Genomic DNA, 23,713 nt, shown 5'->3' with positions numbered 1-23,713 from the left:
GAAAGCGCGAGCGGGAAGGTGAGGAAATCAGTTCGATGAGAGGGATGGTTCTGGTTCTATGGGGCATCGTTGTGTGGGCTTCGGCTGCGGCCGTGGTGCCCGCCGTCGCTGCGGCGGAAGCCGACCGCATCCTGCCGCGCGGACCGCATTGGTACGGCGATATTCCCGATCGGCCCGGTGATGAGCGGTTTCGTCGCCTCTACGTCGATAAGGCGACGTTGTACCACGAGGACGGGCGCGAGGTGGCCTTGTGGGGCGTGAACATGCAGGCGTGCATGTCGGCCGAATATCAACGGTACATGCGCATCGTGAACAAGTGGTCCGAGTTCGATCCGCAGCACTGGAAGGCCGTCACCGACGCCACCTTCGACGAAATCGAACGAATGGGGTGCGACGTCATCCGCACGCACTTGTGCCCCGCTGACTTCTCCGACGCCGAGGGCAATCTCGTCGAAAATGAATGGCTCGACATGGTCGACTACGTGATGGCCGAATGCCGCAGACGCGGAATCTACATCTACTTCACGTTGTTCAATCATTGGGGCGGCGTCGTCGAAGAGTCACCCTTCCACGGGAAGGTTGCGCAGGAAACCAAATGGGAATGGATCGTTCGCCCCGACTATCTTGCGGCGGGCGAGAACTTCGTGCGGCAGTTCGTCAATCGCCGCAATCCGTACGACGGCGACCGGCCGTACAAACACAATCCGGCTTGGATTATCGCCGAGTTGATCAACGAGCCGATGTTTCCCAAGGAGCCGCCCTTGCCGGGAACGCACCCCGAAGCGACGGCCGTTTACCGTGATTGGTGTGCAGAACAGCAGTTGCCGCCCGGTGAGGTGACGACCTGGAATCGTTTTCGTTATGCGGCCATGAGGGCGTATATCGATCGGATGGATCGGCTCTTGTACGAACAAAAAGTGCCGGCGGTGCCTTGTTGGAATTTGTATTGGTCGAAAGGGCCGATTCACCAAGGTTGGGAGGGCTACCAGGCAGCCGCCGATTCGACCGTGCCGGTCGTCTCGTTTTCTACGTATCCCGGCCAGGACCTGAGCAAAGTCGACCAGAATCAGCATCAGCGCAACCTGTTACCGTACATTCAGCAGTCGTACGACAACGCCGATTGGCAAGGGTGGCTGCGCGACCCTCGATTCTTGGGCCGCAAGGCCCGCATCGTGTACGAATACGAAACATGGCACAACCAGTCGACCTACCTGTACCCGGCGCTGGCCAAGTACTTTCGTTCGCAAGGGGCCCAGATCGCCTGCATGTGGACGTACAACATGCACGGCGAAGGCCGCTACATGGGAAAGAGTCGCTCGCACAACCTGAGCCTGATCACCACGCCCCGCAAGGCGGCGAGCTTCATCGTGGCCGGAGAAATCTTTCGGAAGACGCCGCGGTTCATTCCGTATTCGACGACCGCGGCCGACGCCGATCGATTCGGCCACGCGGCATTGTCGTTGCCGCGTGATTTGTCGGCCTGGGCAGACGACGACGTCTTCGTTCACACCGGCGACATCGGAGGCGACTTCGTTCCGATTCCTGAGAATCCGGGACGGATCATCGGTTACGGGAGCTCGCCGTTCGTCGAGTATGCGGGCAAGGGCCTGTATTTTCTCGTGCGCACGGGGCCGCGGACATGGAATTTGGAGGTGATGCCGCACGCCGAATTCACCGACATCGAGCCGCCCGCCGAGAAACCGCCGTGGGGCGAGCCGATTCCGCCGGGTGTGGAAATCGACGAAACGACGGCCGTGCCGATGACGCTCCGCCTGCCGGGGGTGAACGCTCCGTGCACGGTGCACAGAATCGAGGGCGAGGCCCGCATTCTCGTGCCCGCTTCGTTCAAAAACGGCGCCCTCCGAATCGAGGTTGTCCCGGGACGCTATCAGATCACGGCCCGGAGAGACGGCGCGTGAAGCAAGGATGCGAGACAATGCCGTCGGGAACCCGGAAGAGTGTGAGTGCCAGAAAAAACGCGGACGTGGGCCAACCCCATCCTCGGCAGGACATTTCCGCGACCCACGTCCGCTGCTTGCCTTCCTTTGATTGCAACCCGGGAATCATTCCGGCCGGGGCATTCCGCGAATGCGCCCGCCGATTCCGGATCAATTAGATTTCTTTCGTCACCCCAGGGACGGGGCAGGGATAGATACCGTCCGGTCCTTCGACGATCGGCGGTTCGCTGTCGAAGGTGAGATGGTCGATGTCGGCCACGTACTGGAAGGTCGACTGTTCGGCCTGCTCGATGGTCACGAATTGCCCCGTGTGGGCGGCCATGCGGCCCATCAAGGCGACCATGTTCGCCTTCGCCGCGCGTTGCGATTCGTTGTGCGGCTTGTCTTGGCGGATGGCATCGAGCAACTCTTGCCATTCGACGACGTACGGATTCGGTTCCCGGTCTTCGTACCGCCACACGAGCGCATCGTCGGTCATCCGCAGGTTGTTGTAGATGCGCGTTTTCGGCTGCGACAGGTTCGTCATCAAGACGGCCGCGCCTTTGGTGCCATGTGCGTAGTCGGAATACGTGGACCAGCATCCGACCATGTGCCGCGAGTAACAGTACAGCTTGGCCCCGTCGGCGAAGGTGTACTCGACGGCATAGTGGTCGAGCAAGTTGCCCGCCCGGGCGTCGGTACGACCGGCCAGCCCGTGTGCTTCGACGGGCCAATCGCCCTTGGCCCAGCAGGCGACATCGATGTTGTGGCAATGCCAATCGATGAAGAATCCACTGCACACCCAGTTGAATCGTGCACCGTTGCGCAGTTGGAACTCGATCTGGTTCATATCGGCCGGCCGCGTCGGACAGAAGACCGGTCCGTGCATGCGATAAATTCGCAACGTGTGCAGATCGCCGATGGCGCCGTCGTGAATGCGGTTGATGACCTCTTGTCGAGCCTTCGAGTGTCGCCACATGAACCCGACGCCCACCTTGAGGCCTTTTTCGACCGACTTGTTCGCGGCCGCCTCGAGGCGATGATTGGCGGGCGCATCGACCGCGAACGACTTCTCCATGAACACGTTCACACCGCGTTCGACCGCGTATTCGAAATGCAGCGGCCGAAACACCGAGTGTGTCGTGAGGATGACGACATCGCCGGGCCGCAACGAGTCGATGACCTTCTTGTAGGCGTCGAAGCCCAGGAACCGTCGTTCGGGCGGAACGTCGATCTTGTCGCCGAACTGTTTTTCCAATCGCGTGCGGCTGCCTTCAAGACGATCTTCGAACAGGTCGCCCATCGCGTACAGCTTGACGGGGCCGCCTTCGGTCGACAGGGCGTTACCGACGGCCCCGGTGCCGCGCCCGCCGCAACCGACGATGCCCAAGCGAATGGTGTTGTCTTCGGCGGCATGAACGGCCGGAATGGAAGATGCGAGCATCACGCCCGCGGTCGTGCCTGCCGACAGCTTCAAGAATCGACGGCGGCTGCCTTTTCGAGAGGGGGAAGACGGCATCGCAAGGACCTCCGAACTGCTGGGACGATCACCCAATGACGGCGCAGGAACGCGTGCCGACACATTGGACGACAAAAGGGTGCGATCCCCGTTCGGTAGGCCTTGCGCGAAATGAGCCCCACGCAAGACAAGGGGCATGTTAGGCACAAGCCGGCGTGTTGTCAACGATCGACACTCAATTAGAGAAAAAAAGAACGGCGATGATATCGCCGTTCGTCGGTGTGCACTGCACGATGTCGGATTTCTATTTCCATCGAATGGGTTCGAATCCCAGACCGGGACCGTTCAGGATGGCCGTGCCCAAGGTCCCGTCGGTTACGCGGAACATCTCGGGATAGCGCTCTTCCCAACCGGCGTTGGCGGCGGGGCAGTATTGACGGCCGTTTCCTTCGATGGCCGCGACGCCCGGAATGCGGGCGGAGAGCGACGCCGAATGCAGGAACGAGTAGCCGGGGCAAGTCAAATCTTGCACGCACAAGAACAACCCGAACTTTTGGGCGGCCGCACCCATCAGCAGGGCCTCGGTGTGGCCCTTGCACGCCTTCAGCGCCACGCCCGAATAACCCAGCTCGCGACTGAGCAACAGGCTTTCGAAGTCGACCAACGATTCGTCGATCACCACCGGCTTGATCTTCGCCGCTTCGTGCATCCGGTTTTCGGGATTGGCTTTCAGGTCGCGGTGTGTCGGTTGTTCGATGTATTGCAGGCGTTGCATCGCGGCCGGAGAAGCCGCCTCGATGCGGCGCAAGAACTCCAGCACGTACTCGACGTTTTCGCACCGCTCGTTGAAGTCGGCCGAGTAGTACCACTCGGTGCAGCCTCGCTTGGCCTGCGTTTCGGCGGTGATGCGGTCGATGGCCAAGACGCGATCGACGTCCCAATCGAGATCGTCACCATTGAGCTTGATCTTCAGGTGCGTCAAACCGTTCGCTTCGATCCACTCGGGCAACGTTTCGGGAAGACCGTCGTCGAGTCGATCAGGAATGTCGGCATCGGTGAGCGGGTCCAACGCGCCCACCAGGTGATAAAGGGGCATCCGCGGCTTGGGTTCCCGAAGCGTGTAGCGGTCGAGATACTCTCCGGCAAATTCGGCGGAAAGATACGCCGCGAGGTCCCGTTCGACGAATTCAGGCCCCAGAAGATTGTACGCGTTCGCATCCAAGGCGCGTCCGAAGGCATCGTGGATCGCCGCTTCCAACGGGCTGGCGGCAACCAGTTGGGCGAGCTTGGGCATCGTCTCGCCCAGGTTCATTTCACTCTCGATTTCGGCGGCCGTGGGGGCGTACTCGGCGGCCAGCTCGAGGCAAACGTCGAGCGGATGTCCGGAGCCGGCGTATGCGTTCGCCTTTTCGACGATTCGTTCTCCGAAGCGAACCATGGCGGCGAGGGTCTGCTCCCCGGCGACCGTGCGGCTCGGCCAGGCCCACACATTGCCGACCGGCATCGAGCCGTAGCCGCGCCCGCGGCGTCCGTCGCGGGTTTCGACTTCGACGATGACGTTCCGCAGAACCACGTCGGTGACCACGCGCCCGCCGAATTTCATGGGCGTCCGGTAGGCGTATCGTTCCGTGTTCGTTTCGACGCTCTTCAGGGCGATATCGGTCGGTTTCGGCATGGCAAACCTTTCGCGCAGCGGGAATGTCACGGCCGGGCAATCGATCTCGTATTCGAATCGTCGATCACCGTCGGGTGTCTCAAAGGGTAGCGGTACGATCGGGGTGCATCAAGACTCCCCGATAGATCCTGTCTATTTTGTGTTTTGGGTAAATTTTCGTGTCATGGCGCAAAATGTTTGGCGGAGATGCGATCGGGGCATACAATAGGCACCGCTGGAACATCGGAGAAGAGTGAGTTCGGTTCATCGTGATCGCGGGCAAGGGATTCTCTTGCGGCCGGCGCATGGTGAAACCGACTCAAGTGGGGCATGCTTTTCTCGTTTTCCCGTTTCGCGGGAAAGGAAAGCCGATGATCCGAAACCGTTTGCGCGTCGCCGAAACGAAGTCTGTTCGTCGCCGTTTCGGTCCTCTTTCGGGGAGTCCTCTGGTTCCGGTACTCGGTTCGTTCGGATTTCTCCTCATCCATTGGGCGGCGCCGGTACTCGGCTTCGATACGGTTTCCGACCCGTTGCCCACCGTGCCCTGGCCCGAGACCGAATCGGCCGAGACCGCGGAAGGCGTTGCCGTTCTCCCCGTCTTGCGGGTGTCGCCGGATGAGACACTCGCTGTACCGATTTGCGTGGCCAATTTGAGGGAGAAACCTCGTGTCTACTGGGCCGACTGGTCCGAGAACATGTATTCGGTCGGTTGGTTTCCGGAACTTGTTTCCTTGCGGACGGGACAAGTCTATCGCCGTCGTGTTCCCCCGGGTGCCCCGGCGGAGAAAACCCGGCTGACGTTGCTTCCCGCCCGATCGGCAACCATGAGCCGGATCGACTTGAGCAGCTTTTACGAGGCACATGGCGGGGCGATCGAGCCGGGGCAGTATATGCTCCGGGTGAGGATCGACGTGCCGGAAAACGGGGCTTTGGCGATGTCCGGCCTGAAATCGGGTCGCGCCTCCTTGCCGGTGGCCATTCTCGAGATCCGGCCGCGTACGACCAGAACAGAAGCCGGTTTTCCCCTGCTTCCTGCGAACTGGGCGTGGGTGCCGTGGATGCTTGTGATGGGCGCGATCGCGGGAATCCTTCTCTTTCTGTCGCGTCGGCTTCGAGTGGGGCGAAAAACCGTTCTGACGGCCCCTTCCGGCGGGTGATTCACGTGTACTCGCCGGTGGCTCGTCCACACGGCGGGTTGTCGCCGGAAGTGCTTCGGTTTAAGGTAGTTGGGATACGCGCTTTGTACGGCTCGGCCCCGTACGCTTTTGCGGGCGGCAGCCCTTCCGGGTCGAGTGTCCCTAGTTCCCTGCCGAACCAATTAAAGGCGACGTGCGCTCTCTGTTTTTCCCAGAGAGCGCAGATTGCCATAATCTTTGTCCGAATTGATGATGCTCGCCTGCGATCGGCTCGGCTTTACGGTCTGTCGAAGGATGGCGGTATACAATTTGCACGGATGGGGCGATAGTCGCCGATGGGTGGTCCGGCGAGGGGCCGGAGCGACGCAGCGGCTGCTTCGCTAAGTGCGGGGTTGTGAGTCAGCGACCGAGAGTCGATCGAAAAGCGGAAGTTTATGTCTCGGCAAATGAAAAACGGCGTCCGCCGGACGTTCTTTTCTCGATACGGCGTCACGATCTTGACGATCGTCTCGTTCCTCATCCCGATCATGTGGGTGGGGACGGAGCGGAGTCTGTCCAGCAACAAGAACGACGTCAAAAACTGGTTGCCCGACCGTTACGAGGAGACGTCGATTTTCGAGTGGTATCGAAGCCACTTCGAAAGCGACATGTTCATCCTCGTCAGTTGGGAAGGTTGCGTGTTGGGCGACTCTCGGCTCGAAGAAATCGCGGCACGGCTTGTTCCCGCCGAGGGGGAACCGCTCTCGTCCGAAACATTTTTCAAAGAAGCCATCACCGGTACGCAACTGGTCGATCGGCTGGTCGCACGTGAAGGGCTCACCCGCGACGAAGCGATCAAACGGCTTCAGGGGTTCATGGTCGGTGCCGACGGCAAACAAACCTGTCTGGTGCTTTCCGTCGATCCCGAGGCCGAAGCCCGCTGGAACCGGGCGCATCCGCATGCCCGGCAGAAATTCCTCCACGTCGTGATCGACGCGGTTTACGCCGCGGCCGAGTCGAGCGGGATACCCCGCGAAGAAGTCCACATGGGCGGGCCGCCGGTCGACAACGTGGCCATCGACATCGAAGGCCAGCGTTCGTTGTTTCGCTTGGCGGGCGTGTGCGGCTTCATCGGCCTGGTGATGGCCTGGTGGTGCCTGCGAAGCTGGAAGTTGACCTTCATGGTCTTCACCAGCGGGCTGTACAGCGCCGGATTGAGCTTGGTTGTTGTCTGGCTGTCGGGCGTCCACATGAACGCCATTCTTTTGACGATGCCTGCCCTGGTCTACGTGGCGGCCATTTCCGGCGCGATTCACCTGGCAAACTACTATCGGGATGCCGTCCGGGCGAACACCCAAAAGGGGTTACTCGATCCGACCGTCGGGGCTGCCGACCAGGCGGCGTCGAAGGCGTGGTTGCCGTTGTTTTTGGCCACCGGCACGACGGCCTTCGGCTTGGCGTCGTTGTCGATTTCCGAGCTGGTGCCCATCAAGCAGTTCGGGATTTTTTCAGCGGCGGGGGTGGTCGTCAGTTTCGTGTTCATACTCACCTACTTGCCTTCGATGCTCGAACTGTGGCCGGTGCGGCGCATTGCCGAACCCCGCGGGGCGAGCGCGATCGACCCGGGGCGATGGGCCGGTTGGCGGAAAGTCGGCGATTTCGTCCTGCGGCGGCCGGGGTGGGTGATTGCCGCCTGCCTGTTGATGATGGCCGTGGGCGTATACGGGGCGCGACAGGTGAAGACTTCGGTCAAGCTGATGCGGTTCTTTTCGCCCGAATCGACCATCATTCGCGATTACGCCTGGCTCGAAGAAAAGCTCGGTCCGCTCGTGCCGATGGAAGTCGTCATCCGCATCGATCCCGAAAAGAGCAAGCTCGACCTGCTCGAACAGATGCGATTGGTGGCGGCGGTGCAACGTTCGATCGACCAATTGGATGATGTCGGCAGCGTGCTGGCCGCGCCGACTTTCGCACGTGATCTGCCGAACCGTCCCGGCGTCATGGAGCGGCGAACGTGGATCGTGCAGCTGCAACGGCACCGCGACGATTTGGCAGACTATTGGGCGCAGGAGAACGGCGACGAACTGTGGCGGGTGAGCACTCGCGTCCGCGCACTGACCGACTTGGATTACGAGGATTACGTGACCGACATCCGGCAGGCGGTCGAGCCGATCTTGGCGAAATATCGTGCGGCGGGCGTCGAGGGGATCTCGGCGACGTACACGGGATTGGTGCCGTTGATCTACAAGGCCCAACACTCGCTGCTGGACGGGTTGATTCTGGGATTCGCCGGCGACCTGCTCTTGATCGGCGTGGCGATGATCTTCTTCATGCGCGATTGGTCGTCGGGGGTGTTGTTGGGGCTGGCGAGCCTGTTTCCCATCACGGTCGTGTTCGGCGCGATGGGTTTGCTGGGGATCGTCGTCGACGTGGGTACGGTGATGACGCCTGCGGTCGCCTTGGGGGTGACGGTCGACGACGCCATCCACTTCATGATTTGGTGCCGTCACGGTCGCGAGCGCGGGATGAGCCGTTACGGCTCGATCATGTTCGCCTACGAAGATTGCGCCCGGGCGATCTACCAGAGCTGGGGCGTCATCGGCTTGGGGCTTTCGGCATTCGCCCTCAGCTCGTTTTCGCCGACGCAACGTTTCGGCGTGCTGATGTTTGTGATGCTGACGGCTTCGTCCTTTGGAAATCTGGTCCTGTTGCCGGCGCTGCTGGCGAGTCCGTTGGGGCACTTCTTCTGGAAAGGGGCCGACAAGGTCGTCGCCCGCCAAAAAGCCAAGGCCGCACGTCAACACGAACAGGAATCGGCCGAGGTGGAAACGGAGGAGGACGAATTACCGCTCCCGGCTGAGACGGGGATCGGCTGTGCGATCTATTCCGACGACTATCTGAAGCCCGAACCGCTGGAAGACGAGACGGTCGTGCCCTCGCCGCTTTCCGGGAAAGGCGGCGGTCGTCTGCGAAAAGACCGTTCGCATCGCTTCCGTCGCGGTAAGTAGGTCCGGAGCGGACCGGGAATGCCCGCGCCGAAGGCCACGCACCGATTCTTAACCGCGTGCCGAGTGCGCAAACGGAGTCTCTGGCAAAAAAGATTTTAAAAAACTTTCTTTTGCGATCAGAACTCCCGGTGAAGACGCGGGGTGCGAGTGTTCGCACGCGTCGAAGCGACCTTATCTTGACCTCGGAAGCGAGCGCTATACTTTCTGTGGTGCGGCTCTTCTGGCGGCGGATATATTATTCAAGACACAGGTATTTTCATAATTCTTGATTGCGAGGTCTAGCTATGTCTCACCTTCGGTTCGGCTCTCGTCGCGGCTTCACGTTGGTGGAGCTTCTCGTGGTGATCGCGATCATCGGCATTTTGATCGCCTTGTTGTTGCCTGCCGTTCAGGCGGCTCGCGAAGCCGCACGGCGCAGTCAGTGCACGAACAACCTGAAACAGCTCGGGTTGGCCTTGCATAACTACCATGACTCCAACAAGGTCTTCCCGTATCGCAAAGGCGGCACCAACGGTTGCTCGTCGAACAGTTGGTGTTCCAACCGCGGGCGGCGCAGCGGATTCGTTTCCCTGCTGCCGTACTTCGAGCAGCGAGCCATGTACGATCGGATCCAGGCGGGCGATCCCGACGGTTCCGTGACCGGTCACGTCGTGCCGCCGGGCGGGCCGGCAGGGTGGCAAGGCTGGTCGGTGTGGAACGACTCGCCGGATACGCTCCTGTGCCCGTCGGATAACGGATACCCCGATCGCAGCGGTCCGAATAACTCCTACGCGTTCAGCGTGGGCGACGACATGGATTCGATTCGCGACGGGAAAAACGTTCGCGGCTTGTTCCCCAACAAAAACCACTATGGTATGGCCGATATCACCGACGGCTCGAGCAACACGATCGCGATGAGCGAACGGCTTTGCCAGGAAAACGGCCCGCGGGGCCAATCGCCGACGACTGTATCCGCCGGACAAATCGAACATGTTCAGGGCGTGGCGATCGGCATTGGGGGGCTGCGCAGCTCGCCGAACGTGTGCTTGACGGTGACCGACGGCAAGTATTTCACTGCCGGCGTCGGTGTTCAATCACATTTCGGGACGCGTTGGACCGACGGCCAACCGTCGAAAATCGCCTTCAACACGGTTCTTCCTCCGAATGCCCCGGCTTGTAGCGAAGACGCCAGTAACCACGGCGACCAGAATCATCTAGTGATTCCGCCTGCCAGCCGCCATCCGGGAGGTGTGAATGCCTTGATGGCCGACGGCTCGGTCCACTTTATTCGCGAGACGATCGACACCGGAAACTTGGCGGCCCCGCAGCCCAGTTACGGGCAGAGTCCCTACGGGGTTTGGGGGGCTCTTGGTTCCAAGGACGGCGGCGAGGTCGTCCAAATCCCGTGATCGATCTGAAAGAAAGGGGAAAAACGTGCTGATGAAATCGCATCGCGCCTTTGCCACGGCATTGGGCCTGTGTGCTGTCGGAATGCTGACGTTCACTCTGGGATGTTCGAAAGGTACCGATCGACCGAAGACCTACCCGGTGACCGGCAAAGTGACTTACCAAGGGCAGCCGGTGCCCGGGGCGACGGTCGTCTTCGTGCCCGAGGAACCCGGGACAGGCGAAAACGCGCTGAAACCGGCCGTCGGACAGACGGACGATCAGGGCGTCTATCGTCTCAAGGCCTTCGCCGATACCGACGGCGCCATGCCCGGCCGATACCGAGTGAAGGTCACGAAGTTCGATAACCCGGTTGCAACGACCGGTTCCGGTGGTGGTGACGAGGGGGAAGAGTACGTACCACCCGAGGAATCGGGTGATACGGGGGCCGTACCCCAAAACGTCCTCCCGGAAAAGTATGCCAACGAAGCCACCTCGGGATTGACTTTCACCGTCGAGGCGAAGGAAAACACCTTCGATATCAACCTCGAATGACGCTGAGCCCCCACGAGGGGAAAGCGAAGAATCACAAGCCGCGAGTCCCGAATTCGGGGCCCGCGGTTTTGTGTTTCGGCTCGACAATTAACGGTTTGTTTTTTGTCTAGACAAGCAGTCAAAAAAGATTGGGTGATACGAGACCGCGCGGTCGTCGGTGGAGTTCAATATTGTGCGGGCGGATCAGGGCAGAGGCGGTCCTTTCCCCCGTCGCTGTCGAAGCGTGGGGCGTTTTCGACGTGCGACCACGACCTTGTCGACAATATGATGTACTAGGGAGTGGGGGATTGGGCAGAAGCTCCCTCCCTTGGTTCGGCCGATTCGTGTGTTCGGGTGGGGGTGTTCCGCCCAGAGGTCGTTTTCCCCGGGCCGATTCCTGTTTTCCCTCCTAACTCTTGCGGATGTGTGAGCCGATGAAGCGATTCGGTTTTCTTGCCCTCACGTGTCTGGCGGCGGTTCTGGGAAATGTGAGCGATCGGGCGGTCTACGGCCGGGCACCGATTGAGCCCTTCGAAGCGATCGATGTCGACGTGCCGGCGACGCCTATCGACCGGCTCGTTTCGACGCGACTGAAAGAGCTCGGCATCGAGCCTGCACCGTTGTGTTCCGATGCCGTGTTCGTGCGACGGGTGTACCTCGACGTGTTGGGGACGTTGCCCACCGCCGAAGAAGCAAAGCGGTTCATCGACGATCCCTCGCCGAAAAAGCGAGCGAAGTTGATCGACGCGTTGCTTGAGCGTCCCGAGTTCGACGACTATCGGGCGCTCAAATGGGGCGACCTGCTGCGGATCAAGTCGGAGTTTCCCATCAAGTTGTGGCCGAATGCAGTTCAAGCCTATTCGCAATGGGTGCATGCGGCGTTGGAGGACAATGTCTCGTACGATTACTTCGTCCGCCGGTTGCTGACCGCCTCGGGGAGCAATTTCCGTGAACCGCCGGTCAACTTCTATCGCTCGGTGCAGAGTCGCGATCCGAAGTCGATCGCCCAGGCCGTAGCGTTGACGTTCATGGGCGTGCGGCCCGAGGCTTGGACCGATGCGCAATGGGAGGCGATGTCGGTCTTCTTCTCGTGTATCGAGTACAAATCGACCGACGAGTGGAAGGAAGAAATCGTTTCGTTCGACATCGAGAAGTCGCTGGAGCCCGAGATTGCCGCGCGACTGAAAGAGGCCCGATTCCCCGACGGGACGAAGGCGACGATTCCGCCGGGCACCGATCCTCGATCGGTATTCGCCGATTGGCTCATCCGCCCCGACAATCCGTGGTTCGCACGAAACATCGTCAACCGCGTGTGGTATCGGTTGCTGGGCCGAGGCATCATCCACGAGCCGGACGACATTCGGGACGACAACCCGCCGAGCAATCCCGCCCTGTTGGCGTACCTCGAAAAACAGTTCATCGAATCGGGGTACGATCTGGTCGAGTTGTATCGCCTCATCTTGAACTCGCGAACGTATCAGCAGTCGTCGATACCGGCGTCGGGGAAGGCCGATCCGACGGCCGAAGCGAACTTTGCGTACTACATCACGCGGCGCTTGGACGCCGAGGTGTTGATCGACGCGATTTGCAGCATCACCGGCACGAGCGAGGAATACGTCAGCCCGATCCCGGAACCGTTCACGTACATCCCCGAGGACCTACGGACGGTCCAGCTTTTCGATGGTTCGATTACCAGTTCTTACCTGGAGATGTTCGGTCGACCGTCACGCGACACGGGGTTGGAATCGGAACGGAAAAACCTGCCGACCGCCTCGCAGCGACTGTACTGGCTCAACTCCAGCCACATTCAGCGAAAGTTGACGAACGGTCCGAAGATTCGCGAACTGCTGACCGCCGCGAAAGATCCGCGGGAACGCTTGACGCGAATTTACCTCACGATTTTGTCGCGGTATCCCACGCTGCAAGAGATGGCGGCGATTCGAGACTACGCGCAGAAGAACGTGCCGGCTGCCCTTCGAACCCAGGCGAGAAACGGCAAGCTCAGCCAGGCTGCCAGGGTGGCGGCTTGGCGAGCATCGCAGGATTTGATTTGGGCGTTGATCAACACGGACGAGTTTTTGTGTCGCCACTGAGCCGATGCGCAGGCGGCACGTCTCGGTTCGGTGTCAACTTGTATTCTGTGTATGCTGTATACAAAATAATCGACAGCGGGGCCGGTCGAGATCGACAGAGAACGAGGTGCCGCACGACGGCCGCGCGAGTAGGCGTCGTCCTGTCTTGAAAGAGGGGAGGTCTCCATCATGATGCCCGAAAACGGAATGCCCGGCGATCGGGATCATTTGAGTCGGCGTGAGTTATTCCGGCGAAGCCTGTTGGCCTCGGCCGGGATGTTCATCGGCGGATGCTGGGGGATCCCCGCCTGGGCGCGCCCCACCGATGCCGGTAAAGCCAAGTCGGTCATCCAGATTTGGCTTTGGGGAGGGGCATCTCATCTCGACACGTTCGATCCCAAGCCCGACGCGGGCTACGACTACTGCGGGGCATTGGCCTCGCCGATCAAGACGAACGTCGACGGCATCATCATCGGCGAACTCTTGCCGCAGTTGGCCAAGCAGGCCGATAAGTTCAGCCTCATCCGCAGTATGACCCACGGCGTCAACGCGCACGAGACGGCGTCGTACCTGGTCCAAACGGGGCGGGAGGCCGGAGGACGCCGTGTGTTTCCGTGCGTGGGCGCGGTCGTCGGCATGTTTCGCGGCTACGACTACGGCTATACCGGGTTGATACCGCCCTACATCGTCGTCACCCAACCGCAAGGACGTTTCTCGGAAGCCGGTTTTCTGGGACCGAAATACAAGCCGTTTGCGACCGGCGGCGATCCGGCGAAAACGCCGTTCGTCGTCGAGGGCGTCGTGGCCGAAGGTATCACGCCCCAGCGCCAACGCGCGCGACGCGACTTGTTACACGATCTGAACAGTTTCGGAAACGTCGCGGCGCCCGCCAGCATCGAGCATGTGGAAGCCTTGCACAAGGCCGAAGAACAGGCCTACGACTTGATTCTCGGCGAAAGCGGCAAGGTGTTCGATCTGAGCACCGAAGACGAAGACTTGCGCACCCGCTACGGACGCAACACGTTCGGCCAATCGTGCTTGCTGGCTCGCCGTCTCGTGGAACAAGGCGTGCCGTACATCACCATCAACTATAAAGGCTGGGACACCCACAAGCAGCACTTCCAAACGATGCGGCGCAAGCTGCCCGAACTGGATCAAGGCCTGGCAACGTTGCTGGAGGATCTTTCCGGTCGCGGGTTGTTGGACAACACGATCGTGTGGTGCTGCGGCGAGTTCGGCCGCACGCCGAAGGTTCTGTGGGATCCGCCGTGGAACGGTGGTCGCGGCCACTGGGGGCATGTGTTCTCGGTGCTGGTCGCAGGCGGCGGCTTCCGCGGCGGGCAGGTGGTTGGGGCATCCGACGAGAAAGGCATGCAGGTCAAGGATCGGCCCGTCTATCCGGCCGACCTCATCGGCACCATTTACGACCTGCTGGGGATTCCGGCGGACACCGTCTTGCCGAACCCCGAAGGCGAAAAGATCACCCTGGTTCCCTCGGCCGCCGAAGGCGTCAAAACCGCCGGCAAGCTGACCGAAATCACCTGACATTTTGGGGACGCGACGATTCGGTTCCTTCGGGCGGCAGCGGCCCGAATCGCCCGCGGCAACACCGGTGTTGCAGGCAAAAACCGATTTCGACGACATGTTCGACAGTTGCGGGAGCGTGGAAATGAACGTCCGGCGAATCGTATCGGCTGTGATCGTGTCGGCATTGTGCGTCGTGGACGCCGCGGCCCAGCAGCCGCAGAACTTGCCGCACATCGCCTACGTGTACCCCGCCGGGGTCCGCCGTGGAGAAACGGCCCGTGTGGTCGTCGGCGGACAGCGCTTCAGAGAAGGGGCCACCCTGCTATTTTCGGGCGAAGGTTTGACAGCCCAGGTGGTGGAATACAAACGCCCCCTGACGCAAAAAGAGTTCAACGACCTGCGGATGCGGGCACAGGAGCTTCAGAATCAAAAGAAAACGCCCGAGGTGCTGGCAGAGCTGGCGGAAATCCGCAAGAAGTTGATGACTTTCAATCGCAACCAGAATCCGGCGTTGGCCGAATCGCTGGTCGTCGAGATCACGGCCGCTCCCGATGCGCCGTTGGGAAGGCACGAGTTCCGCGTCCTTACGCCGGCAGGGGTGTCGAATCCCGTCGTGTTCGAGGTCGGCGTCTTGCCCGAATACGTCGAGCACGAGGAGTACGATTTCCGCAATCCCGGGAAGAACATGGACCAAGGGGCGATCGAAGTCGAAACGCCGGTGGTCATCAACGGACAAACGCTGCCCGGCGACAAGGATCGCTATCGCTTTTCGGCGAAAAAAGGGCAAAAGCTGGTCGTCGTCACTGAAGCCCGCACGTTGATTCCCTATCTGGCCGATGCCGTGCCCGGCTGGTTCCAGGCGGTTCTCACCCTGTACGATGCCGACGGCAACAAGCTCGAATTCGACGACGACTTCCGCTTTCATCCCGATCCCGTGCTATTCTTCGAGGTGCCCGAGGACGGCGAATACGAACTGGAGATCCGCGATTCGATCTTTCGCGGACGCGAAGACTTCGTGTACCGCGTTTCGGTCGGCGAGTTGCCGTTCGTGACAAATATCTTCCCGCTCGGTGCTCCGAAGGGGCGCAAGCTGGAGGTGCACGTGACCGGCTGGAACCTCCCCGTCGACTCGTTGACGGTCGACACGGCCGACATGGAACCGGGGATTCACTACCTGCAAGTCAAGGCGGGCAAAGTGCCGTCGAATCGGGTGCCCTTCCTGGTGAGCGAGCTGCCCGAACAATTCGAACAGGAGAACAACAATACCAACAACAAGGCACAGTTTGTTCCATTGGGGCAGATCGTCAACGGTCGCATCGATGTGCCCGGCGATTGGGACGTGTTCGCTTTTGATGGAAAGAAAGGACAAAAGGTCGTCGTCGAGGTGACGGCGCGACGGCTCGAGTCGCCGGTCGATTCCCTGGTGCGGATTGCCGACGCGAAAGGCAACTTGATCGCGGCGAACGACGACTACAAAGACCCGGCATTCGGATTGATTACCCACCATGCCGACTCGTATGTGATGTGCGAGCTGCCGGAGGACGGGCGTTACTACGTGCAACTCGGTGAAACCCAGCAACACGGCGGTTCCGAGTACGCTTACCGGCTGCGGATCAGCAAGCCGCGACCGGACTTCGAGCTACGTCTGGCTCCGGCGAGCTTGACGGTCCGCAGCGGAGTGCCGGCGCCGGTGATGGTCTACGCCGTACGGCGCGATGGTTTCGACGGGCCGATCGATTTGCGTTTGCGGCATCGGGGAGAAGGATTCGTGCTGGCGGGGGGGAGAATTCCGGCCGGTGCCGACAAGGTCCCCGTCACGTTGACGGTGCCCTCACCGCGACCTCGCCCGTATCTCCCGCAAATCGAAGGGACGGCGACCATCGCGGGCAAGGAAATCAGCCGCATCGCCGTTCCCGCCGAAGACATGATGCAGGCGTTCATCTATCAACATTTGGTGCCTGCCGAAAACTGGATGGTTTACGCGACCGGGCGATTCTTGAAAGGACCGGTACCGAACCTGCTGGTGACGCGATCGGTCGAGATCCCCCGCGGAGGTTCGGCGGAAGTGATCGTGCGGCTGCCTCGCTACATCCCTCAGGGGGGAGAGTTGAAGTTTGAGCTGAAGAATCCGCCCGAGGGGATCGCCGTCGAAAACGTGCGGATGACCGACGCCAACGCCGTATTGACGCTGTACGCCGATGAGGAAAAGGTGGCTCAAGGACAGGCCGGAAACTTGATCGTCGCGATTTCGCTGTCACGAAAACGTGATCCGGGTAACGGCGCACCGGTTCGCGTGACGGTCGCGCCCATCGGTGTCTTGCCGGCGATTCCGTACCGCATTGGTCCAGGAGACGGCTGATCGTTGCGGCATGCAGGCGCCGACAGCATTGCCGTCTTGGGCCGCATAAACGCTCTGGTCTTGGCCGCGAAAAGTCGGTACTCTTCTCCGGTTGCGCTGCCGAACATGGTGGTTCGGGCGGCGTTTTTCCTACGAAAGCCGGGGAACACAGGACGGCACCCGCCTCGTTCTGCGAGGAAGTCGTGCGGGGCAGCAGGGAATGGCTCGAGCAAACAAGATAGATCGTGAACCGTGCGTCGAATGTCCGTGGTGGCGGCCCGCATGTCGATTGGCAGGCGGATCGGCCTGGAGCGGGTGCCGGCTGGGAGGCCCGATCATGTCCCGACCCGATCAAACGCCGAAACACGTTGCAAAGCCGACGCAGCCGACGATGCACTCGGTGGCCGTCAGTGTCGTTGCCGCTCCCGCTGAAGAGACTGCACGCGTATTGGATGCCGATCATATCACGGCCCATTTGATTCGCGCGGCCGAGGCCGTCTTTCTCGACGTGTGCTACCATCATCTCCATTCCGACACACCGGCGGCCGCGCAGGCACGACAATTTCTTGCCGGCATCGGATGTCGCCTCGAGGGGCTGCGTCGTTTGCCGCTGGGGTTGTATCCCCTACGCGACGAACTGGTTCGCCGGTGGCGAGCGCAGGGAATTCGCCGTGAGATCGTCGAACGTGCACGCCTGGCCGGAGATGATCGGTTGGTCGGCATGTTGGTATGGCCGGTGGTCGATGCCGCGGGCAATTTGGTCACGCTGTACGCCCGCGATCCGATACCGCAACAGCCGCGAATGCTCGTCCGCGATCCGTGGCGAGACCTCGTACCGGCTTGGGGGATTGATCACGCGCGAGCGGCGGGCAGGAAAGGATGGCTCGCCGTCGAACGATTTCTCGATGCTTTAGTCCTGTGGTCGCACGGCATCGGACCGACGATCGTGTTCGAAGATCCCTTCGATCAGATCGGATTGGAACGCTGGAAGGCCTTGTTCACGTTACCGTTGGAGAGTCTTACGTTCCTGCCCTTCGGTCATCGCGACGAAGCGCCTTCGTTGAGTCGGTTGCGAACACAGCTTCGCACTTGCGGAAGCAACGTAGCCTTGTGGGCGGTACCGGCCCGACGCCTCGGCGCTTCGGCCGGTGAATGGTTGCATCGAGCGGCTGCTGCCGACCCTACGGCATGGGTCGTGGAACATCGTGTGCCTCTGGCGACGACGGAGCGAGTGCGTTTGACGATGGCGGTCGACGTGCCGCCGAAAATCGGGGCAAACACCTCGCAAACCGCCTCGGTTGCTGGGGAAAGCTCGGTAAAGCCCGCAGAAGAACCGCCGACGCCTCGCCGCAAACGCGCCAAGAAAAAGCGGGGAAAGCAGGCAACCGCCCCGTCGCCCGAGGGTACGGGTGGGGCAACAGCCGTACCGCCGGTGGAAAGAACGCCCGAAGGCGAATGCGGTATGCACCATTGCCCGACCACCGATTGCTTTTGCTTCGATTGATTTCTATTTCGGCCGATCGTGGGCTTCGGCCCGGCTTCTCTGTGGGCGTCTGGTCGAACAGGCCCAAGACTTAGAAACGGATGCATTCGGCGATAAAACGCCCGATGGCCTCGCGGGCTTCGTCGCGGTATCTTTCCGGGGCGACGGGCTTGGGTGTGATGATTTCCAACCGCGCATTGGGAATCTCGCGGGCTAGCAGCTCGCCGTAGCGAATCGGATGGACCGGATCGCGTTCGGTGGCGAGGACCAGTGTCGGCACGTCGATCTGTCGCAGCGTCGCAAGGTCGTCGACGACCGTTTGCGGGGCGATGCGGATGAACTTCTTCGCCGTGCGTTCGATTCCCTCTTGCAGGCACAAACCTGCAAGTGATTCGGCCAAATCGGGAGCTTCGCGGGCAATGTCTTGATACGTCGGGCTTTCACGAAAGCACCTCGCCGCCTCGATACCGCCGTGCGACTCGATGAGACGTCCGATCTCGGCAAAGACGCGGGCATGCGGCGGATCCGGTTCGTGGAGCCAGCACGGACGGCATAGCACCAATCCTGCGACTCGCTCCGGGGCAAGAAGCGCAAGGCTCACCGCGATCGCCGCTCCCATCGAAATACCGCCGACCGTCGCCCGAGAAATCCCCTCGGCATCGAGTACGGCGAGCATGTCGCGGGCAAGCGTGCGAAATGTGAAATCGTCGATGGGGCCGAGTTCCGATCGACCGTGTCCGCGGGCATCGGCCGCGATCACGCGAAGCCCCGGCAAGCCCTCGGCCAAGTCGAGCGCGCGCGTATGGTCTCCGCCGCAGCCGTGCTGAAACAAAAACGGTGAGCCGTGACCGTGTGCTTCGTAGTAGATCGAGACGCCCTCGGAAGCGACGTGCGGCATGATTCCGTACTCTCAAAGACGAACGAAAGCCGGTCGGGCGGAAAGCTTGGGCCGGAACCGAATGGACCGTCCCGGTTAGTCGATAGTGTCTTCCAGGTAGGTGTAGCTGTCGAGAGCGGACTGGTAAAACCGCAGCAGGCGCCCTGCTTGGCGATCGTCGATGCGTCCTTGCCGGATGGCTTTTTCGACGTCCGTCCGTATACGCACCAAAAGCGAGGCACAATCGAATTCGACGTACGAGAGCACGTCACGAACCGTATCGCCGGTGATCAGTGCTTCGACGACGGGTGAGCCGTCTTCTTCATCGAGCGAGACGTGCACGGCATGTGTATCGCCGAACAAGTTGTGCAGGTCGCCCAGGATCTCTTGGTAGGCCCCGATCAGGAACACGCCCAAGTAATACGGTTCGCCGCGAAACTCATGCAACGGCAAGGCACGCTTCACCTCGCGACGATCGACAAACCGGTCGATCTTGCCGTCGGAATCGCAAGTGATGTCGCCCAATATCGCATACCGCGTGGGACGCTCGTGCAACCGATGAATGGGCATGATCGGAAACAGTTGCTCGATTGCCCAAGCGTCGGGCAACGATTGAAAGAGTGAAAAGTTGCAGTAATAGATTTCGCTCAGCAACGAGTCAAGAACCTGAAGTTCTTCGGGAATGCGGCCCAGCTGTTTCATGCGGGCGCGAATCTTGCGGCAGATCGCCCAGAACAGGCTCTCGGACATGGCCCGCTGTTCGATCGGCATGTAACCGCTGTTGAAAAGGTGAATTGCACGATCGAGCGCTTCCTGGGCGTCATGAAAACTTTCCAACAGGTTCCGGTCGTGGATGCCCTGGTACGTTTCCATCAGGTCGAACACCGGCTGTTCGACGTCTTCGGGAAGTGATTTGGGGAGATGATTTTCGCCCCGCTCGGCAACGCCCAAAACATTGAAGACCAAAACACTGTTGTAAGCAACCACGGCGCGACCACTTTCGGAGAAGATCATCGGATGCGGTACTTCGGCTTCGTCGCACACGTTTTGAATGTGGAAGACGACGTCGTTCGCGTATTCTTGCAGCGTGTAATTGATGCTCGAATCGAACGTCGTTTGGGAACCGTCGTAGTCGACTCCCAACCCGCCGCCGACATCCATGATTTCGAGACCGGTTCCCAACCGCTTCAATTCGGCGTACACGTGGGCGGCCTCGATCAGCCCTGCCTTGATGAAGCGAATGTTTGTGATCTGGCTGCCGAGGTGGAAATGAAGCAACTTCAGGCAATCGGACATACCGGCTTCCTGGAGCTCCTTCGCGCCGCGCAAGGCCTCGTTGATCGTCAGCCCGAATTTCGAGCGGTGTCCGCCGGAAGATTGCCATCGTCCGGAGCCGACCGCGGCCAATTTGATGCGAAAGCCGATCTGAGGGCGGACATCGAGCTGCTTCGATCGCTCCAAGATGTACGAGAGGTCGGTGTATTTTTCGACGACCAAGAAAATGTGTCGGCCCATCTTCTGGGCCAACAAAGCGGTCTCGATGAAGCGGGCGTCTTTGAAACCGTTGCACACGATGGGCGTGTCGTCGGATGCCAAGGCGATCACGGCCAAGAGTTCGGGTTTGCTGCCGGCCTCGAGCCCGTAATGGTACTGTGAGCCGAATTCCAAGATTTCTTCGACGACCTGCCTCTCTTGGTTGACCTTGATGGGATAAATCAGGCGATACTCGCCTTGGTAGCCGTGTTCCGTGATTGCGCTTTCGAAGGAATCATGGATTTGCTGAATGCGGTCGCGGAGAATGCCCTTGAAACGAAACAGAACGGGGGGTTCGATGCCGCGGTTCCGGAGGCGATCGACCAGGTGCTTCAGGTCGATCGATCGGTCGGAGCGTCGATCGGGATGGATCAGGATGTGGCCGTTTTCAGCGACCGAGAAGTAGCCTTGCCCCCAGGCGGCGACTTCGTACAGATCGGCCGCGTCGGCGACGGTCCAACGCTTGGTATCGGAATCGATGCGGCTCATTGTATCGGGGCTCCGACGTGGGGTAGACCGCTCTCGGAAATCGCGCGAATTCGCAATGAAAAATCGATGGGCAAGAGAGCGATGGCAACAGGGTGGCCGGGCGAACACGAGTCGGCGGACGGTGCGAACTACCCGCCGAGAAACAATCGAATATTACACGCCGGCGAGGGTGTGAAAAGGGGCAAGGTTGTCGAAAACAGTGGATTGTCCGCGGCCCCGAAAGGGGGCGATTACAAGTCGATGTGCTTCCAGCCGCCGTGTTGGAAACGTCGAAAAATCAAGACCGCTCGCACCCACAAGTCGATCACCATTGCGCACCAAGCGCCCAACACGCCCATCCCTTTTGCCGCCACCGTCAGCCCCAGCCAGGGAATCGTGAACTCGGGGAGGGCCAACCAGTAGGCCAGGGGAATGCGAATGCCCAGCAGTCCCAACATCGATACCAGCAACGGCCAGCGCGTATCACCGGCACCTCGCAGGGCGCCGCTTAGGATCATCACCGAGGCCAAGGCCGGAATGCCCAAGGCGACTGTTCTCAACAGAGGGGCGGCGGTCTGGACGACCTCGGCGTTTTTTCCGCCGGCGATCAGGGTGGCAAGTTGCGGCGCCGCCGTGAAGAACACGGCTGCCCCTATCAGCATGATGCCGCCGCCGATTCCGCAAGCTGCCAAAACGCTGCGGTTGGCTTTGTCGAACATCTTCGCGCCCAGGTATTGTCCGGCCATCGTGGCTGCCGCCAGTTGAAAAGCGGCACCCGGCAGAAACGCCAGCGATTCGACTCGGATGGCGACGCCGTGCGCGGCCGCCGCCGTGTCGCCTAGCGAGTTAATCACCGAAAGAAACCACAACTGGCAAGCGATCACCGTGGCCATTTCGGCGCCGCCGGGAATCCCCACCCAAAGCAGTTTGCGGATCAATCGAATATCGGGGCGAAAGTCGCGCAGCCGCAGGTACAAGCCGGTCTTGCCGAAAACGAGGATCCCCAGCGAAACGACGCTGCCTGTTGCGTAGCCGCATGCCGTGCCCAGCGCAATGCCTCGCCATCCCAGCGTCGGAAGTCCGAAAAGGCCAAGGCAGAGTACCCAGCTTACCGCGATATTGACGACGTTTACGATCCCCATCACGATCAGGCCGCGAACCATGTCGCCCGCCCCACGCAACGAAGCGATGACGACGCTGTTGATCATTACGCACGGCAATACGGGCAAGATGATGTGAAAGTATCGCACAGCCGAAGCGGCAGACTCACCTTTGAGCTGCAATAGCGCAATGAAATGATCGCCGAACGGAACGGCGACGGCAAAACCCAATAAGGCGATGACCGTCCCGACGAGAAACGACTGATGAACGACCATGCGGGCGAGGCCGGGTTTGCCTGCCCCAAAGTAGCGGGCGACGAGCGCCGTCGCCCCGAGAGCCACGATGCTGAACAGTCCGTAGACCATCCAAAGCACGTAGGCCATCAACGTGATGGCCGCCAATTGTTCTTTGGCGAGATAGTGGCCGGTGAGAATCGTGTCGGAGAAGCCGACCAACATCGCCAAGAACTGCTCGGCCAACACCGGTGCCGCCAGGCGCAACAAGGGACGGACGACGCCGGGTTCGTCGATCCAATCGTTGGAAATCGTGTTGGAAAGCGGAATCGCGCTGTCGGCCATCGGTGGGGGAGCGGTCGGGGAGAACCCGGCCGGTTGAAAGCGATCGAGGTGGCGGTGAATGCGGAAGAAGCGTCCAATTCGAGTCGCGTACGGCAATCCGTGAAAGATTGAAGTATACTCGGAACCGGCCTGCCGTGCGTAGAGAAGCCTGCCGGCTTGCGACCCCATCTTTTAGGGGGATTCCGCTGTTACGTTGGTCGAAGCCGACAGTCGGAAGAGTGAGAAAAAGCCCTGAAAAAATTTCGCCTCGACAATCGAATGAAAATTGTGTCTCCCTTGAGGGGGTGTGTTATTGTGCTGCATGTGTTCGATTTTGCTGTAGCAAAATAAAACAGGCGAGCCAGCATTCGTTCGGGCTTCGAATCCTGGCTCGCCGTCGTTGCTCGGAAGCCGGTACTTCCGACCCGTCGGGAGGGTTCCTCGTCCGTAAAGAGGAGAGCATCGTTGTTGGGGGGTCCCGACGGTGCCTCTTCGATCACCGAAAGGCCTCTTCGTGCCGGCCCCACTAGGAGCAAACTGCGTTCCGGCCCTAAAACCGTGGTGCGTACTCTTGAAAGAAGCGGACCTTCCCGCAGTTGTTCCCCTAACCTCTTCTCCAGCCAATGTTCCGAAATTTGCCTCTTCTCCGAGGATTCCGAAAAAAGCCTCTTCTCTGTTCCTGGAC

14 protein-coding genes are annotated in these 23,713 nt (G+C 60.5%); 9 read left to right on the top strand and 5 right to left on the bottom strand.

What is annotated here, in order from left to right:
* The first annotated feature begins 35 nt into the window (after positions 1-35).
* The gene (locus ACYQ2I_RS16545; protein ID WP_460168140.1) at positions 36-1,919 is read left to right on the top strand and encodes a glycoside hydrolase family 5 protein; all 1,884 of its coding nucleotides are present in this window, start codon (positions 36-38) and stop codon (positions 1,917-1,919) included.
* Positions 1,920-2,112: 193 nt separating this feature from the next.
* On the opposite strand, the gene ACYQ2I_RS16540 is transcribed toward ACYQ2I_RS16545, so the two are convergent.
* Both ACYQ2I_RS16540 and ACYQ2I_RS16535 read right to left on the bottom strand, forming a co-directional pair.
* On the bottom strand, positions 2,113-3,456 hold the full coding sequence (locus ACYQ2I_RS16540; protein WP_460168139.1) for a Gfo/Idh/MocA family oxidoreductase: 1,344 nt from the start codon (positions 3,454-3,456) through the stop codon (positions 2,113-2,115).
* Positions 3,457-3,700: 244 nt separating this feature from the next.
* Positions 3,701-5,071: an enolase C-terminal domain-like protein gene (locus tag ACYQ2I_RS16535; RefSeq protein ID WP_460168138.1), complete on the bottom strand. Its 1,371-nt coding sequence runs from the start codon at positions 5,069-5,071 to the stop codon at positions 3,701-3,703.
* A gap of 350 nt (positions 5,072-5,421) precedes the next feature.
* On the opposite strand from ACYQ2I_RS16535, the gene ACYQ2I_RS16530 reads away from it, so the two are divergent.
* The 8 genes from ACYQ2I_RS16530 (at position 5,422) to ACYQ2I_RS16495 (ending at position 18,513) form a co-directional block, all read left to right on the top strand.
* Positions 5,422-6,207, top strand: a complete 786-nt coding sequence (locus tag ACYQ2I_RS16530; RefSeq protein WP_460168137.1) for a hypothetical protein — start codon at positions 5,422-5,424, stop codon at positions 6,205-6,207.
* A 413-nt stretch (positions 6,208-6,620) separates the two neighbouring features.
* The gene (locus ACYQ2I_RS16525; protein ID WP_460168136.1) at positions 6,621-9,173 is read left to right on the top strand and encodes an efflux RND transporter permease subunit; all 2,553 of its coding nucleotides are present in this window, start codon (positions 6,621-6,623) and stop codon (positions 9,171-9,173) included.
* Positions 9,174-9,457: 284 nt separating this feature from the next.
* On the top strand, positions 9,458-10,561 hold the full coding sequence (locus ACYQ2I_RS16520) for a DUF1559 domain-containing protein (RefSeq protein ID WP_460168135.1): 1,104 nt from the start codon (positions 9,458-9,460) through the stop codon (positions 10,559-10,561).
* Positions 10,562-10,592: 31 nt separating this feature from the next.
* Positions 10,593-11,093, top strand: coding sequence for a carboxypeptidase-like regulatory domain-containing protein (locus ACYQ2I_RS16515; protein WP_460168134.1), 501 nt, complete (start codon positions 10,593-10,595; stop codon positions 11,091-11,093).
* A 413-nt stretch (positions 11,094-11,506) separates the two neighbouring features.
* Positions 11,507-13,165, top strand: coding sequence for a DUF1553 domain-containing protein (locus ACYQ2I_RS16510; protein ID WP_460168133.1), 1,659 nt, complete (start codon positions 11,507-11,509; stop codon positions 13,163-13,165).
* A 168-nt stretch (positions 13,166-13,333) separates the two neighbouring features.
* Positions 13,334-14,689, top strand: a complete 1,356-nt coding sequence (locus ACYQ2I_RS16505) for a DUF1501 domain-containing protein (RefSeq protein WP_460168132.1) — start codon at positions 13,334-13,336, stop codon at positions 14,687-14,689.
* Between the two features lie 124 nt (positions 14,690-14,813).
* Entirely contained in the window at positions 14,814-17,030 is a 2,217-nt protein-coding gene (locus ACYQ2I_RS16500; protein WP_460168131.1) for a PPC domain-containing protein, read from the top strand.
* Between the two features lie 316 nt (positions 17,031-17,346).
* Complete coding sequence (locus tag ACYQ2I_RS16495) at positions 17,347-18,513, top strand: hypothetical protein (protein WP_460168130.1); 1,167 nt, start codon at positions 17,347-17,349, stop codon at positions 18,511-18,513.
* Between the two features lie 70 nt (positions 18,514-18,583).
* Here ACYQ2I_RS16495 and ACYQ2I_RS16490 read toward each other — a convergent pair whose 3' ends face one another.
* The 3 genes from ACYQ2I_RS16490 to ACYQ2I_RS16480 form a co-directional block, all read right to left on the bottom strand.
* Positions 18,584-19,390, bottom strand: a complete 807-nt coding sequence (locus ACYQ2I_RS16490; RefSeq protein ID WP_460168129.1) for an alpha/beta fold hydrolase — start codon at positions 19,388-19,390, stop codon at positions 18,584-18,586.
* 75 nt (positions 19,391-19,465) lie between these two features.
* Positions 19,466-21,391, bottom strand: a complete 1,926-nt coding sequence (gene speA, locus ACYQ2I_RS16485; RefSeq protein WP_460168128.1) for a biosynthetic arginine decarboxylase — start codon at positions 21,389-21,391, stop codon at positions 19,466-19,468.
* A gap of 230 nt (positions 21,392-21,621) precedes the next feature.
* Positions 21,622-23,217, bottom strand: coding sequence for an MATE family efflux transporter (locus tag ACYQ2I_RS16480; RefSeq protein ID WP_460168127.1), 1,596 nt, complete (start codon positions 23,215-23,217; stop codon positions 21,622-21,624).
* Positions 23,218-23,713 lie beyond the last annotated feature (496 nt).

The sequence above is a fragment of the Thermostilla marina genome (assembly GCF_054657455.1).
The sequence above is the reverse complement of the archived record's forward strand: the minus strand, read 5'-3'. Positions and strand labels throughout refer to the sequence as shown.

Excerpts from the sequence above, each read along its gene's own strand:
- ACYQ2I_RS16505 (WP_460168132.1), top strand. The coding sequence starts at position 13,334 with ATGATGCCCGAAAACGGAATGCCCGGCGATCGGGATCATTTGAGTCGG.
- ACYQ2I_RS16490 (WP_460168129.1), bottom strand. The coding sequence starts at position 19,390 with ATGCCGCACGTCGCTTCCGAGGGCGTCTCGATCTACTACGAAGCACAC.
- ACYQ2I_RS16510 (WP_460168133.1), top strand. The coding sequence starts at position 11,507 with ATGAAGCGATTCGGTTTTCTTGCCCTCACGTGTCTGGCGGCGGTTCTG.
- ACYQ2I_RS16540 (WP_460168139.1), bottom strand. The coding sequence starts at position 3,456 with ATGCCGTCTTCCCCCTCTCGAAAAGGCAGCCGCCGTCGATTCTTGAAG.
- ACYQ2I_RS16515 (WP_460168134.1), top strand. The coding sequence starts at position 10,593 with ATGAAATCGCATCGCGCCTTTGCCACGGCATTGGGCCTGTGTGCTGTC.
- ACYQ2I_RS16520 (WP_460168135.1), top strand. The coding sequence starts at position 9,458 with ATGTCTCACCTTCGGTTCGGCTCTCGTCGCGGCTTCACGTTGGTGGAG.
- ACYQ2I_RS16530 (WP_460168137.1), top strand. The coding sequence starts at position 5,422 with ATGATCCGAAACCGTTTGCGCGTCGCCGAAACGAAGTCTGTTCGTCGC.
- speA (WP_460168128.1), bottom strand. The coding sequence starts at position 21,391 with ATGAGCCGCATCGATTCCGATACCAAGCGTTGGACCGTCGCCGACGCG.
- ACYQ2I_RS16525 (WP_460168136.1), top strand. The coding sequence starts at position 6,621 with ATGTCTCGGCAAATGAAAAACGGCGTCCGCCGGACGTTCTTTTCTCGA.
- ACYQ2I_RS16480 (WP_460168127.1), bottom strand. The coding sequence starts at position 23,217 with ATGGGGTCGCAAGCCGGCAGGCTTCTCTACGCACGGCAGGCCGGTTCC.
- ACYQ2I_RS16535 (WP_460168138.1), bottom strand. The coding sequence starts at position 5,071 with ATGCCGAAACCGACCGATATCGCCCTGAAGAGCGTCGAAACGAACACG.
- ACYQ2I_RS16495 (WP_460168130.1), top strand. The coding sequence starts at position 17,347 with ATGTCCCGACCCGATCAAACGCCGAAACACGTTGCAAAGCCGACGCAG.
- ACYQ2I_RS16545 (WP_460168140.1), top strand. The coding sequence starts at position 36 with ATGAGAGGGATGGTTCTGGTTCTATGGGGCATCGTTGTGTGGGCTTCG.
- ACYQ2I_RS16500 (WP_460168131.1), top strand. The coding sequence starts at position 14,814 with ATGAACGTCCGGCGAATCGTATCGGCTGTGATCGTGTCGGCATTGTGC.